The organism is Bacillus sp. CCB-MMP212 (genome assembly GCF_022748145.1).
Lineage (GTDB): Bacteria > Bacillota > Bacilli > Bacillales > Bacillaceae_G > Bacillus_A > Bacillus_A cereus.
This window is the reverse complement of the sequence record NZ_JALDQE010000001.1, coordinates 222016-236426: the sequence shown is the minus strand read 5'-3', so window position 1 is coordinate 236426 and position 14411 is coordinate 222016. Positions and strand designations below refer to the sequence as shown.

The following is a 14411-nucleotide window of genomic DNA, read 5'->3' as shown; positions in this document are numbered from 1 at the left end:
ATGACTAAACAATTATCTTTCTTACCAAAAATCGATAGAGCAGCAACACAAGAGGAATTAGAAGGTTTGTTGGAAAGTGTACGTATACATAGACAATTCGGGATGATGCGTAAAGAAATGAAGGTCACTCCTTCTTATGAAGTACGTGAGCATGGTCCTACACATACAGTTGGAAAACCATTAGAAGATGTTGCTATAGCAAATATTCAACAAAGCAAACGAGAAGAGTGGCTTGAAAGAATGTCAGTACGTATTGATCAGTTTCTAAATCGATTAGGAAACGGACGTGCAGGAAGCATTCAAAGAGATATTATTTATAAACGTTATTTAGAAGAAGAGGACGTATGTGATTACATGGTTTATAACGAAATTGGAATGTCAGAGCGTACTTATCGACGTTGGAAGTCTAAAGCGTTTTATAAACTTGCTTTTGCACTTGGATTAGAAGTTTACGAGACAGAAGAAACGGGAGGTAATGAATAATGAATTTTGTTCAACCGATACGTGATCCGGAGCAAATCCAACAAATTAAAGAGTATTTGAGGGGAAAGAGCCAACGTAATTATATTTTGTTTGTAATAGGAATCAATACTGGGTTACGTATTAGTGATATTTTGAAACTGAAGATTGGAGATTTAAAGGGAAGCCACATTTCTATGCGTGAAATGAAGACAGGTAAGCAGAAACGTATTCAGATTACTGCAGCATTAAGAAGAGAATTAAAGTGGTACATTGAAAATATGAAAGACCATGAGTATCTAATTAAGAGCAGGCAAGGAAAGAATCGACCAATAGGAAGAAGTATGGCGTATAAAATACTTAGCAGTACAGCAGCTGAGTTTGGTTTAGATGAGATTGGAACACATACACTACGTAAGACATTCGGATATCATATGTACATGCAGACTAAGAATATAGCTTTGTTAATGGAGATATTCAATCATTCAAGTGAACGAGTAACTTTAAGATATATTGGCGTAAATCAAGATGCAATGGATAAAGCAATGACTAGGTTTAAAATCTAATTACTATTTAAATAGTAATTGAGTGGTGTTGAGATTTCAAAAAATGTAATATCTATCATTGTGAAATTTGCTATATTGAAGAGGTTCTTTCTAAAAAATAAGATTAAATTAATGTGTTTTTGATGTAGGTAAGATATATTTAATAATGACCTAATTAAGGCTAGCCTGATAGTTCGTCGTATAAATAGGAGGAGAATAAAATGAAAATCAACTTACCACATGCTGAATTAACTGCCTTACCTTGCCTAAACATATCTCTAAATGAAATTACAAATATAAATCTATTCGATAATAATTTCACAAAAATCCCAACAGAGATCTATGAAATGAAGAGTCTAGAGGTGTTAAATATTTCTGCTAATGGGATTAGGGAGATTCCTGGTAGTATAAAAAATTTAAAAGAACTTAGAATGGTGGACTTAGGACATAATCAGATTGAAACGATTCCATCAGAAATAGAACACCTTGTAAATCTAGAAGATTATTTATATCTTCACAATAATAAACTTGAAACAGTTCCACCAGAAATTAAGACTCTTAAAAAATTAAAATATTTAAATCTGAGTGATAATAAATTGACGGAATTACCAAAAGAAATTGGTGGATTAACTAACCTGATAGAGTTACGAATAATGAATAACCAACTTCAAAAGATACCTGAGAGCTTTAGTATGTTAACTAATATTAGAGAACTTCACCTGAAAAATAATCAATTTAGTGCTTTACCTGAAGTGTTTGGAGAGTTAGCATTATTAAGAGTTTTGGATTTGGAAGATAATAATTTAAAACAAGTCCCTAATGAACTTAACAAATGTAAGAAATTACGACGTTTGAACTTGAGGAATAATCAATTGACTACGTTTCCAAATGGAATAGGAGAACTAGCGAATTTATTAGAATTAGATTTAAGAAGTAATAAACTGAAAGAATTACCGGATTCATTATTGGAAATAGAAGGATTAGAGCGTTTAGATTTAAGATGGAATCATGAGTTAAGAATACCTGGCTGGCTAGGGGAGTTAGAAGAAAAAGGCTGCATTGTTTATTTGTAGATTAATTTTTACTAATATATTTATGCGTTAGTTAAAACAAGGAATAAAAAGGTGATTTCTTATAGGATAATATAAGAGGATTATAATTCCGTACAGAAAAGTTTGGAGAGTATAATTACTATCATTGTCTATTGTTTGTTTATGATGATTATGAAGGTTTGCATTTATAAAAAGGACACCCATTTAAGGTGTTCTTTTTTAGTTGCTAATGAGATTTAAAGTAGTAGACAAGAGGAATGAAAGGGATATTAATTTATAATTACTCATTATTATTGTATTGTGTAACTCAAAAGTGGAAGGGCTATGAAGCTATGAATATCAAGGGCTATAGCATTTGACTTAGTTACACAAAATATAAGATATGGGTAAGTGGTAGTATCAAGGTATCGAATGATGTATATACATAAATATATGTGATTTGGGCCATAACCTTGCCACTTTGGCAAAGTTATGGTTCCTTTTATTCGTGGCAAATTTATTGTTCAAAAAATGACTATACTTTCTTATGTGAAAAATGCACCTCAATTGTTAGAGGTATCAACGATTGAGGTGCATTTCAAAATCTAGGGATTTAATTTTGTAAAACAAATAAACTATTTAACAAGATGAAGATGGTGGTATGCTTTGAGGGAAACAAAATAAGTTTTCAGGGTCATACTTCGCTTTTACTTTTCGAAGTTTTTCAAAGTTTGATCCATAATATGCTTTTCCGAAATCTTCAATATTTTGATCAGGAACATTTACATAAGAACCTGTTACATATGGTCGTATCCGCTGGCGTACCCTTTCAACTGATGCCAGATTTGAAGCCTCTTCTGATTTATTTGTCCAACTAGCAGTCCATTCCGTATAAAACAATGGACTTCGCCAAAAGAAAGCGGTTTTACTGCTAGGTGCTTTACTTATAGCACCACCCCAATTTATAAAAAAGAAATTGGCTTCTGTCCCAGTAGCCTCTTCTAAAAATTGTCTCATAATTGAAATAGGTTCTTCAGGCCAAAGCTCAACTGCCCAAGCTGATGAAAATTTAACACTTTGATCAGATCTACCAGGTATTGGTTCATCTGGGTCTAAAAAGTCTATAGCATCCGGATAAGGTAAATTTTCTATAACTATTTGTGTTGGGGTTCCAATACTAGTTAAAGGTTCTAATAATTCGATTGCTTCATCTTTTGAACCTAAGAAAATACCTTCAGCATGACATAATCCATTTACTTTACTATAAATCTCGAGTAAGCATCCTAATCGTGAATCTACAAACGGCGCCCATTCTTGCCATGCTCTAAACACCGATTCAAATTGTTCCCACGGCCAAATGATATTGAAGACGGTTGCTGTTTTAGGGGCACGACGAACTTTAAAAGTGTATGCAGTATTATATCCAAAATTGCCACCTCCACCACCTCTAGAAGCCCATAGTAAATCTTCGTTGTTACAATGATCCGCTTGAAGAATTTGGCCTTTCGCATCTATCATTTCCAATGCAAGAAGGTTATCACTTATAAGACCAATCGATCGTGAAACTACTCCAAATCCACCACCCATCGTAATTCCTCCGATTCCAACCGTTGGGCTATCTCCAAAAGGGGCCATAAAACCTTCACGAGCTAATCCTTTTACTAATGGGCCAACGTGAATTCCTGTTTGAACGGTTGCAATCGCATTTTTTTTATCTAAAGAAACTTTATTCATGTCACTCACATCAATAACAAGTCCTCCATTTACTACTGAAAGGTTCTTATCTAGAGCATGTCGACCACTTCTGACACGTAAGGGAACTTTATTCTCACGAGCCCATTTAATAGCAATACTTACATCGCCTGAATCTTGTGCAAAAACAAAGACGAGAGGAAAGACATCAACATAAGGATTCCAATTTTTAACTGCTTCTAAATAACCTGGATCTCCTTTGAAGATTACTCGTCCTGTTAACTGTGTTGGCCCCATATATTCCACTCCCTATAAAAAAGTTAATTATGAATCTTATTTAGCAGCGGTACCAAATTACGTAATTAAACCAGATATCAACATAATGGAAATAACTCAAATCGTACGGATTTTTTAATCATATCTCAGGAATAAATTTCAGTTTTAAAATATTCTCTAAGTAATACTAGTGGACATCAGAGATGTAAAGATTAGTAATTTATGCCCTTAGTACTTAAACAATTTCATTGCTACAGCCCCTATTATTTATATATGAGTAAAGAGTTACTATTATTAACGGAATTGTTGAATCCCTTATTGGTGTAGAATATTTTTTAAAATTTAAGGGTAAGAAACCACTATAGATTAGGGGAATATCATTAGAGAAATATACGAACTTACAATGTGATATAGATAAGTACATTTGGGATGTACTTACAGTGCTAACAAATTGAATTATTAAAAAGAAAATGACAGAAATGAAAAAAAGTATATTCGGTGTACCAGTGGAATTAACAGATGCAGTGGAAAAATTTGAGCTATGAAAACGTTGGCAGAGTCGTGACCGCTTTTTGGCAGGAAATGTGTCGGTTATTTTGGAATTAACGTGTTATATTTGTATTGTGGGAAGTGGCGGAAAACACAACTCACTATGTTGTTTTTAAAATTCTAAACGGTTCGTAATGACGGCACATAAAATCCGAAACCAGCAGATGGTAGTGGTTGAATGATACCGTTATTAAGGAGAGCTTGTGCTCTTCTTCCAGTTACTTAATAAAGTACAAACAAATTGATGCAGCAATATTTGGTGATTGGAAGAAGGATAAAACTTCATTTACCGTAATTGAAATATAAATAATTGATATCACAGCATCTATTCAGGTGCTTTTTTGATATGCTAATTAATCAGAAATCGGTATTCCAAGTACTCTTAGAGCTAATGCTACTTGAAGAGAAATCTCTAATCTAGCAATTTCGATACCAGCTACTGTAAGAACTAAAAAAGGTTGGCCATTTACACACAAAACAAACTTAACACAAACCAAATATTGTAAATAGGGTTAAAAAACCACTTAATGTAACACATCATATATTTTGTTACATTAGATTCAAGGATAAAAACGCTGTTATATCAACGTTTTTATCCATTTGTAAAAATAACTACCATATTTTATGTAACATATTGTATAATAAAGATACATCTAATGTAACATAACGTATGGAGGGGTAAGGAATGAAGTTTGTGCAACCAATTCGAGATAAGAAAAAATTAGAAGAAGTGAAAGAGGTTTTACGTCGCCAATCTTATCGTGATTTGTTTTTATTTGAAATGGGAATCAATACAGGTCTAAGAATTAGTGACTTATTAAAGTTACATGTAAATGATGTGAAAGAAAGAACTCACATTGTGATTAAAGAACAGAAGACTGGAAAAGAGAAACGTTTCATTATCAATACAGCGTTAAGAGAAAAAATAAATGAGTATGTAAGTGGAATGAATGAAACAGATTGCTTATTTGCTTCTAAAAAGACAGGGAAACCGATCACGAGAATCCAAGCTTATCGAATTATGAACGCTGCTGCTGAAAAAGTAGGGCTTGATGAAATTGGAACGCACACTCTTAGAAAAACTTTTGGATATCATTATTATCAGAAGACAAAAGATGTAGTAATGCTACAAACAATATTTAATCATTCTGCTCCATCGATTACATTACGTTATATAGGAATCCAACAAGATGAGATTGATAAATCACTAGAAGATTTCAGTTTATAAATAAGAAACAACTAAAGTAGCGAATCCGCTGCTTTTTTATTTTTAAAAAAGAACCTGCAAACCTGCAGATTCTCCTGACAATGATTTATATAAGGAAGATTCGAAAATGAATTCAAAATCGCTGGTTAATTCAATCGGTTCTATAATCATTGTTTCTAATTTTCTTTTTTATATCTAAAAATCCTATAAGCATAATTGCTATAAATACTAATTTAGTCCAATGAAATTCTTGATGGAACATTAGCCCGCAGAAGAAATCATAAGCGTATATTAGCCCGATTATGGGGAATAGCCAAATCATAAATTTCAAATCTTTTAAATGATATTTGTAATTATTGATTTTTTTCCACATATGTATCAGCTCCTTTTATTATGAGTTACTTATAATACTACATTTAAATTAATAGATTAACAATAAAATACAAAGCAATTAGCGTGAGGTGGTGTAAATGGAAGAAGAAACTATAAACGTTCCTACATGCTCTGTTTGTAATGAACCGTGCATGTGGACATTAAAAATGCCATTAACTATTACTCATTTTGATAAAACATATCTCCGTGAAGCAAATACGGATAATGCTCATATATGCATTGAGTGTTTAGAGAAGGAAGTGCAAACAATTGGATAAGGGGGCAGGTGTTATGTAATTATGGCCAGACAACGAAGTCCAGACCGTAACAAAGCGTATGAAATATTTAAAGAACATAATGGTGATATTACGAATCGTAAAATTGCCGAATTGTTGTCTACATCCGAAAAAACTGTAAGTGAAAAAACGGTTGGCGGATGGAAATCCAAAGATGGATGGATAGACAAATTAAATGGAGTACTCCATAAAAATGAACGGAGTACTCCAAAGAAAGATACGGAGTACTCCAAAAAGAAACCAGGAGCGCCCAAGGGTAATACGAATGCTGTAAACAATCGTGGTGGAGCACCCAAGGGTAATAAAAATGCTGTCGGTAATTCCGGTGGCGCTGCTCCACTACGTAATGGTAATGCTGCTACTCATGGTTTGTATAGAAAGTACTTACCGCAAGAAATATATGATTTAAAAGAAGAATTAAAAGAAGCAGTTAACAACGATTCCTTAACAATCATTTGGGATAGTATTATGCTGCAGTACACTCAAATCATTCATGCTCAACGTATTATGTTTGTTAAAGACAACGAAGACATGACCAAAGAACTGCGGAAAAATAAACTTACGGAAAGCGGCTATGAGGAAGAGTGGGAAATTCAATTTGCTTGGGATAAGCAAGCTAGTTTCTTAAATGCTCAATCGAAAGCAATGTCAACGCTAGTAAATCTAATTGAAAAATACGATAGATTAGCTAATACAGAAGAACAAAAACTACGCATTGAGAAACTCAAGAAAGAGATCGCTGCAATTAAAGTTGATGGTGATACTAATCAGAATACAGAAGACTGGAAAGAGTCTCTTATGAAGATAGCAGAGCGCAGACGAAAACAAAAGGAAGCTGAAGCTAATGAGTAATACGGCTTTTAGTGAATTTATGGAGATTATCGATGTTTATTGGGATGATCCGGTTGCGTTTGCCGAGGATATGCTGGGTTTTTATCCGGATGAATGGCAGAGAAAAGTTCTTATGGATTTGGCACAAAGTCCAAAGGTTTCAGTGCGTTCTGGCCAAGGTGTTGGTAAAACAGGTCTTGAGTCAGTTGTTGTTATCTGGTTCCTCTGCTGTAGGCCGAATCCAAAAGTTATTTGTACAGCTCCTACAAAGGAACAGTTATTTACTGTACTTTGGGCCGAAATAGCTAAATGGTTAGAAGGAAGTGCAGTTAAGAATCTTCTTAAATGGACTAAAACACGAGTATACATGATTGGTAGTGAAGAACGCTGGTTTGCTACTGCTAGAACAGCAACAAAGCCGGAGAACATGCAGGGTTTCCACGAAGATTATATGTTATTTGTATGTGATGAAGCTTCTGGTATAGCAGATCCTATTATGGAAGCTATACTTGGTACTTTATCTGGCGCAGAAAATAAATTGTTTTTATGCGGAAACCCAACAAGAACAAGCGGTGTATTTTATGATTCTCATAATCGTGACAGAGATTTATATAAAATACATAAAGTCTCTAGCTTAGATAGCCCTCGAACCAGTAAAGACAATATAGAAGTATTGAAAAAGAAATATGGTGAGGGTTCAGATGTTTGGCGTGTACGTGTACTTGGTGAATTTCCTAAAGCAGAAGCAGATGCATTTATCCCGTTAGAAATTGTAGAGCAAGCAGCATCTTGTAAAGTAGATCCGACTGGTGAAACACTTGACTTAGGTGTTGACGTTGCGCGATTTGGTGATGATGAAACTGTAATTGCTCCAAGGATAGGAAATAAAGTCTTTAAATTATTAAACCACTATAAACAAGATACTATGGAAACTGCTGGTCATGTATTGAAATTAGCTAAGGAATACATGGCAAAGTACAAGCAGTTAAAAAGAGTTGATATAAAAGTCGATGATAGTGGTGTTGGTGGTGGTGTTACGGACAGATTGAAAGAAGTTATTAAATCTGAACGATTACCATTCAAAGTATATCCGGTTGTGAATAACGGGAAGCCGCTTGATGATGAGCATTATGATAATGCAGGTGCAGAAGGTTGGGCCGTAGTAAGAGATTTACTTGAAGAGAATATGAAAGCATTTATACAGGGTGAAGAACCTACAATGGAGATTCCAAATGATGAAAAAATGATTTCTCAATTCTCTAGCCGTAAATACAGAATAACAAGTAGAGGTAAGATTGCATTAGAGCGAAAAGAAGAAATGAAGAAACGCGGATTGCAATCACCCGATAGAGCAGATGCTATAGTTCTAGCCTTCTATAAACCGAAAGTAGTTATGGGTGGGAAGGTTAAAAGAGTGTAGTCGAACATTTATTGTTCGGCTATTTCTTTTGCTCTCTATTAATAGAAGAAAGGAGGACACAAACGATATGAGCAACAAGAAAACCATTAAAAATGTAAAAGTATTTGGTATTAATAAAGCAGCAGATGACCCCAAAAATAGGGAAGACAACAGTAAGCAAATGACTGTAGATCCATTCGCGCAAATATATGGCGATAAAGGGTTGGTTAAACCACCTTATGATATGTCAGTGCTGTTGGAAATAAAGGAAAGTAATCCAATCCATTCTGCTTGTATTAGCGCAAAAGTCGATGATATTGCAGGTGTTGGTTTCGACTTTGCTCCTTTTGAAGAAGTGAAAGAAGCGAACCAGGAGCAATATAAAAGGTTAAAAGAATTTATGCGGAATTGTAATCCAGAAATGACGAGCTCAGAAATTCTTAGAGCTGTATGGGATGATTATGAAACTGTTGGCTGGGGGATTATCGAAGTTGTTCGGAATCAAAAGAACGAACCATCGGAACTGTACCATATTCCGGCGCATACGGTTCGTGCTCATAAGGATAAAGTCCGATTTGCTCAAATTGTAAATAACAAAGAACGATGGTTTAAAAAGTTCAATTATCCCGATGATTTCTGTCTTGCTGATGGCAGGGCGATAAATGCAGAGGATGTTGCAGAAAGCGGAACAGAAAAAGCTGGAGAAGTAATTGTTATTCGTAAATTCGGTTCTCGTTCTTCTTATTATGGGATACCTAATTATGTTAGTTCTATCGGCTCGATAGTTGGATCTCAAGCAGTAAGAGATTACAATATTAACTTCTTTACAGGAAAGACAATTCCGGATGCTCTGCTATTTCTTGAGGGCGTTGATGAAATAGATGATGGAACGGAAAATGAACTAAAAGCATTCTTCTCTGCAGAAACAAAAGGAGAACATCATAAATTGGCCGTTGTCCCCGTACCGCCAGGGGCAAAAGCTAGATTAGAAAAAGTTAGTCCAGATGTAAAAGAAGGCAGTTTTCGTTTATATAAGCAGGATAGCGCAATGGAGATATGTGTGGCTCATCGTGTGCCGCCTTATCGTATCGGCTGGGCTATGACAGGCTCATTAGGACAAACAACCGCTAAAGAAATGAACGAGATGTACAAGCGTTCTATTATTGAGCCTGGACAAGGAATATTAGAACATCGATTAAACTATCAATTGTTCCGTGTATTTGCTGAAATACTTGGTGGATTAGATTGGCATTTCAAATTAAACGAAATTGATACAGATGATCGTGAAGCTGATATGCAATATGCGGCAGATGGTTATGAGAAACGTATATTAACACGGAATGAATCTCGTAAAGTAGTAGGTTATGAACCTGTAGCAGATGGAGATACATTCTTTGAAGGTGGTCCATCCGTTTCTCAAATAGAACCAATTGCAAAAGCTGCAGATAATGAGCAAGATAACTTAATTGCTATTAATGCATTTAGGGAAAAGCATGAAGAAGTAGAGAAAGCTATGCAAAAGAAGGTAGCTGATTTTTTTCTGAACAGGGAAAACGGCTCTTAAACCTGCTTCCCGTAATTCGTATTAATAAAGCAGATGAAGAGATTGATCTTGTGATTGCAGAAGCAGAAGTTGATGAATTTCTTGATAGTGTCGATTGGGATGAAGAACGACAAATGTTTGTTGATGAAGTCACGGACACACTACAGGATGATGTAACTGAATTCGTCCAAAGTACCATTGCATCAAACGGACTAACTTGGATGGTACTAGATCCAATTGGTGACGTCGCTGCAAAATGGGTTGCTGCTTACGCATTCGAATTGGCAAAGGGAATCCATGAAACTACTAAAGATAGATTAAGGGAAACGATGTTAAAGAATCTTAGTGAGGGAATGGGTGTCGATGCATTAAGTGTTTCTATTGCAGATGTGATGTCAGAAGCAAGTAACTACAGAGCAATGATGATTGCACGTACAGAAACAACATATGCCATGAATTACGGCAATTTAATTGCTTATAAGGGCGCAAATAGAAATAAGAAAACATGGCTTACAGGAAACGATGAGCGTGTTTGTAAAGAATGTGGTGGTTTACATGGAGAAACGGTAGATATTGATGATCTATTTAGTAATGGAAAGATGTGCCCGCCAGCTCATCCACATTGCCGCTGCACTATGATTTCAGAAGAGTAATAAAATACACCTATTTGATTGGGGTTTCATCGTCAAAACGTATGCGGCTTTAAATTGGCTATTATGCGTTTTGATAGTGGAACCCCAATATTTATAGGGAAGGAGGTAAAACGATGGGATACGAACTAAAAAACGCCAATATCAGCTATGTTTCATTAGTTACAAAGGGCGCTAATGGGCGTCAATTCGCCATTATGAAAAGCGAATCTGCTAAACAACCAAATATATCAAAGCAAGTTCCAATCCTTAAAACAGAGGAAGAGAAACAGCTTGTTACAGGTGTAGTATATGAACCTGATGTAGAAGATTCACACGGGGATAAAATGACAGCAGAAGAAATTGAAAAGGCTGCTTATACCTTTATGGAGAATTACCAACACATTGACAAGCAACATGATGAAATCGCTGGTAAAGGGACAGTTGTTGAAAACTGGATTGCTAAAAGTGATATGACAGTAGGCGAACAAGAAGTACAAGCAGGAACATGGCTTATGACTGTTCGTGTTGATGATGCAGACACCTGGGAAGAAATTAAAAAAGGTGAAGTTACCGGTTTTTCTATGGGTGGATTTGGTGAACGAGTAGAAATCGCCAAGACTGATGATTTTACTCATGAAGATAAAGGCCTTATTCGAAAGATGTTAGATTTCGTTAAAGGTGAAACTCACAAAATCACAAAAGGCGAAGTGAAAGACCGCTTTATTGATGAAAAACAAAAGCGTGATTTACGAGCTGTATTTAATTTGTTTGAAGATGTGTTCTATTGGGAGATTTGGGAAAGTAATCCCGATATCGATCGTATGGTAGCTGCTCTTGATGATATGAAGGACATACTTTCTTCTATTAAAGGTGGTTATACCATTGCGAAATCAGAAGACAGTGTACAAGCAGAAAGCATTGTTTTAGAAAGTATTAAAAAAGCGGGTAAAGTATTATCCCAAAAGAATCATACAAAATTAGATGAAGCATTAGCTTTAATTACTGAAATAAAAGAAGCTGCTTCACCACAGGAGGAAGATGAAATGAAAGCAGAAGATATTGCAGAGATTGTTAAACAAGCAGTAGAACCACTAGCTACTAAGTTAGAAAAGATTGAAAAGCAGGTGAATGGTGAAGAGGTAGAACCGACGCCAGAAGAGCAAACAGAGGAAGAAAAAGCTGCAGCAGTTATTCAAAAAGTACTAGAACCAATTACAAAGCGACTTGAAAATATCGAAAATGCTGCTTCTATCCGTAAAGGTTTAGATCCAGATGAAGAAGTTACACCAGGACAACAACAAATTAAAAAATCTAAATGGGCAGGATTGAACCTGTAAGGGGAGGATTTATTATTATGACAATGACTAACGCACAGTTATTAAGACGTTTAGAGCGTGTAGAAAAGGCAGCAATGACAACAAGTGGAATGAATGCGGGATTATTATCACCGGAACAAAGTAAAGAGTTCTTTAGAATGGCATTTGATTCAACTCCATTCTCGCAATTACACCGTAAAGCAACGCGTAAAGCTAAACAAGGTGAATTAGATAAAATCGCTATTGGTGGACGTATCTTGCGTAAGAAAACGGAAAATAGTGATGATGGATACCGTGCTGGTGTGGAAACATCAAAAATTGAATATAATACAAAACCAATTCGTTTACCTTGGGAAATTACCGAAGAATTACTTCGTGAAAATATTGAAGGTGAAGGTTATGAGGATACAGTAATGGAACTTATGTCTACTCAAACCGGTATTGACCTTGAAGATTTACATTGGAATGGTGATATGGATTCTTCTGACCCATTCTTAAATATTAATGATGGATGGCTGAAAAAAATCAAGAAATCAAAAGCATCACATATTGTGGATCATGCAAAATTAGTAACTGGTACAGGTGAAGCAGCAACTGCTAATGGATTTGGTAAAGGTTCTATCTTTGCGTTATCTGGTGCAATGCCAAATAAATATAAAAATAGCAATCTACGTTGGATTATGTCACCAAATCGTAGAGAAAAATGGATTGAATATTTAACAAATCGTCCTACAGGTGCCGGTGACGCTGCGTTACTAGGAGCAGGAGATCAAGTTAATAAACCAATGGGATATGGAATTGTTACAGTGCCATCTTTAGCAGATGATGTAATTCTTCTTGCGGATCCTAAAAACTTTATTGCGGTTAATACATATGATACACGTATTCGTAAAACTACAGAAGGTAAAGCTGCAGTAATGGAAGATAAACGATTCTATGTAATTCACTTTGATGATGATGCTGTAATTCAAGAAATGGATGCAGTAGCAATCCTAACAAATATTCCGGATGCGTTTGGAGCTTAATATCCAGGCGTATTTTTTATGGGAATAAACTCTTTGTTATCGGGGGTTTGAATGTATACTTTTTTAATATTTTCTTGTTTTTAATGGAAAACGAGATGGTACCAATAAAACCAATAATACGAATGTAAACTTTCATACAATAGTTTACATTCGTGAAAGGGGTGTTAATTTTGAAAGTAGTTACGCTGCGATACGGTGGCACTTACACCGCTTATGGACAAAAGTTTAAGAATGGCAAAGAGGAAACAGTTGCAAATGAAAAAGCTGATTACCTTGTAAGCACTGGACATTTTGAACTTGTAGAAGAAGTCGATAAGAAGGAGAAAGAGACATAATGGATATTACCTTGCAGGACATTAAAGACCGCGTAAATGTGCAAAAGATGCCTGATACAGTAATTCAAGAACTAATAGATTACTATGCAGTTATTACTAGAAAGTATTTAAGAGTTAAGCCGGAGAATCCAATGAAAGAAGTCATTCAAACAAGTAAACTAGCGTGGCTTTCTTTTCCAGCTGAATCTATAGCAAAAGTCACTCATGTTAGTTCGAAACAAGATATGACCGATTTTATTACGGTAAATGGCCGTATTGTTTATGGTTTATCCGAAAATCAATTGTATGAATTCGAATATAAGATACAAGATTATGATGATCTGCAGGTACTTATGAAGAAATGTATTATTGATTTGGTTGTTTCTGCAGTAGTTCGTGCTAACTTACAACGAAAAGGTATGAAGACATCGGAAAGCATTGGGGATTATTCGTACCAGATTAGCCCAGAAACGCTAGATGAACCAGATACAAACAATAAGATACTCAATGGCTTAAAAGGGTTTAGAGCAAGAGTTAAGCCGGTGATGGCTACATGAATACGTACTTCAATGATGGCGATATGGATGATTTATATATTCATGAGGTAGTAGTAAAACGAAAAATGAAAAAGAAACAATCCGCTGGTAACTATGCGGAAGTACCAGTGGACGTTTACGAGAAGATGATTTGCCGTGTAACTACTAATTCTGCTGCTGATAATGAGAGGTTTAAGCGTGACAAACAAAATTTCGATACAACCTTTAAGATATATGCACCTGCTTCTTACATAATTAAACCCAATGATCTAATTCATTTCAAAAATGAAGATGTGGGTGTTGATTATACATTTGAAGTAAAAGGAGAGCCGCGTAATCCTGCATTTATGAATCATCACATTGAAATTTATTGCGAAAAGGTATGATT

17 protein-coding genes are annotated in these 14411 nt (G+C 35.3%); 14 read left to right on the top strand and 3 right to left on the bottom strand.

Translation table 11 applies throughout. The annotated features are described in order from the left end of the window. The 3 genes from MRP26_RS01135 to MRP26_RS01125 all read left to right on the top strand — a co-directional run bounded on the left by MRP26_RS01135 (position 1) and on the right by MRP26_RS01125 (position 2077). Positions 1-483 carry an ArpU family phage packaging/lysis transcriptional regulator gene (locus MRP26_RS01135; RefSeq protein ID WP_242805861.1) on the top strand — a complete coding sequence of 161 codons (483 nt, stop codon included), beginning with the start codon at positions 1-3 and terminating at the stop codon, positions 481-483. Further along, positions 483-1025: a site-specific integrase gene (locus tag MRP26_RS01130; RefSeq protein ID WP_078187386.1), complete on the top strand. Its 543-nt coding sequence runs from the start codon at positions 483-485 to the stop codon at positions 1023-1025. The genes MRP26_RS01135 and MRP26_RS01130 overlap by 1 nt, the downstream gene beginning before the upstream one ends. A 200-nt stretch (positions 1026-1225) precedes the next feature. Further along, positions 1226-2077 carry a leucine-rich repeat domain-containing protein gene (locus MRP26_RS01125; protein WP_242805860.1) on the top strand — a complete coding sequence of 284 codons (852 nt, stop codon included), beginning with the start codon at positions 1226-1228 and terminating at the stop codon, positions 2075-2077. Positions 2078-2674: 597 nt separating this feature from the next. On the opposite strand, the gene MRP26_RS01120 is transcribed toward MRP26_RS01125, so the two are convergent. Beyond that, the gene (locus MRP26_RS01120) at positions 2675-4024 is read right to left on the bottom strand and encodes an FAD-binding oxidoreductase (protein WP_242805859.1); all 1350 of its coding nucleotides are present in this window, start codon (positions 4022-4024) and stop codon (positions 2675-2677) included. Between the two features lie 881 nt (positions 4025-4905). Next, positions 4906-5049, bottom strand: a complete 144-nt coding sequence (locus MRP26_RS01115; RefSeq protein WP_242805857.1) for a DUF3956 family protein — start codon at positions 5047-5049, stop codon at positions 4906-4908. Positions 5050-5237: 188 nt separating this feature from the next. Between MRP26_RS01115 and MRP26_RS01110 the strand changes: the two genes are divergently transcribed. Then, positions 5238-5780 (top strand): site-specific integrase, encoded by a 543-nt coding sequence (locus tag MRP26_RS01110; RefSeq protein WP_078186931.1) that lies wholly within the window; start codon positions 5238-5240, stop codon positions 5778-5780. Positions 5781-5910: 130 nt separating this feature from the next. Here the strand turns inward: MRP26_RS01110 and MRP26_RS01105 are convergent, their stop codons facing one another. Next, entirely contained in the window at positions 5911-6132 is a 222-nt protein-coding gene (locus MRP26_RS01105) for a hypothetical protein (protein WP_242805856.1), read from the bottom strand. A 97-nt stretch (positions 6133-6229) separates the two neighbouring features. Between MRP26_RS01105 and MRP26_RS01100 the strand changes: the two genes are divergently transcribed. The 10 genes from MRP26_RS01100 (at position 6230) to MRP26_RS01055 (ending at position 14409) form a co-directional block, all read left to right on the top strand. Further along, positions 6230-6409 carry a hypothetical protein gene (locus MRP26_RS01100; RefSeq protein WP_000390790.1) on the top strand — a complete coding sequence of 60 codons (180 nt, stop codon included), beginning with the start codon at positions 6230-6232 and terminating at the stop codon, positions 6407-6409. 21 nt (positions 6410-6430) lie between these two features. Then, positions 6431-7279: a phage terminase small subunit gene (gene terS / locus MRP26_RS01095; RefSeq protein WP_242805855.1), complete on the top strand. Its 849-nt coding sequence runs from the start codon at positions 6431-6433 to the stop codon at positions 7277-7279. After that, the gene (locus MRP26_RS01090) at positions 7272-8678 is read left to right on the top strand and encodes a DEAD/DEAH box helicase family protein (RefSeq protein WP_151522112.1); all 1407 of its coding nucleotides are present in this window, start codon (positions 7272-7274) and stop codon (positions 8676-8678) included. Before terS ends, MRP26_RS01090 begins: the two co-directional genes overlap by 8 nt. Before the next feature lie 67 nt (positions 8679-8745). Then, complete coding sequence (locus MRP26_RS01085; protein ID WP_242805854.1) at positions 8746-10221, top strand: phage portal protein; 1476 nt, start codon at positions 8746-8748, stop codon at positions 10219-10221. A 113-nt stretch (positions 10222-10334) separates the two neighbouring features. Continuing rightward, complete coding sequence (locus MRP26_RS01080) at positions 10335-10853, top strand: phage head morphogenesis protein (RefSeq protein WP_078186933.1); 519 nt, start codon at positions 10335-10337, stop codon at positions 10851-10853. A gap of 113 nt (positions 10854-10966) precedes the next feature. After that, on the top strand, positions 10967-12169 hold the full coding sequence (locus MRP26_RS01075) for an XkdF-like putative serine protease domain-containing protein (protein ID WP_242805853.1): 1203 nt from the start codon (positions 10967-10969) through the stop codon (positions 12167-12169). 17 nt (positions 12170-12186) lie between these two features. Further along, a complete protein-coding gene (locus MRP26_RS01070) occupies positions 12187-13173 on the top strand; it encodes a phage major capsid protein (protein ID WP_242805852.1) in 987 nt (328 codons plus the stop codon). Between the two features lie 170 nt (positions 13174-13343). After that, the gene (locus MRP26_RS01065) at positions 13344-13508 is read left to right on the top strand and encodes a YqbF domain-containing protein (RefSeq protein ID WP_000869885.1); all 165 of its coding nucleotides are present in this window, start codon (positions 13344-13346) and stop codon (positions 13506-13508) included. Beyond that, a complete protein-coding gene (locus MRP26_RS01060; protein WP_062804550.1) occupies positions 13508-14044 on the top strand; it encodes a hypothetical protein in 537 nt (178 codons plus the stop codon). Before MRP26_RS01065 ends, MRP26_RS01060 begins: the two co-directional genes overlap by 1 nt. Beyond that, positions 14041-14409 (top strand): hypothetical protein, encoded by a 369-nt coding sequence (locus MRP26_RS01055; RefSeq protein WP_242805851.1) that lies wholly within the window; start codon positions 14041-14043, stop codon positions 14407-14409. The genes MRP26_RS01060 and MRP26_RS01055 overlap by 4 nt, the downstream gene beginning before the upstream one ends. The last annotated feature ends 2 nt before the right edge of the window (positions 14410-14411 follow it).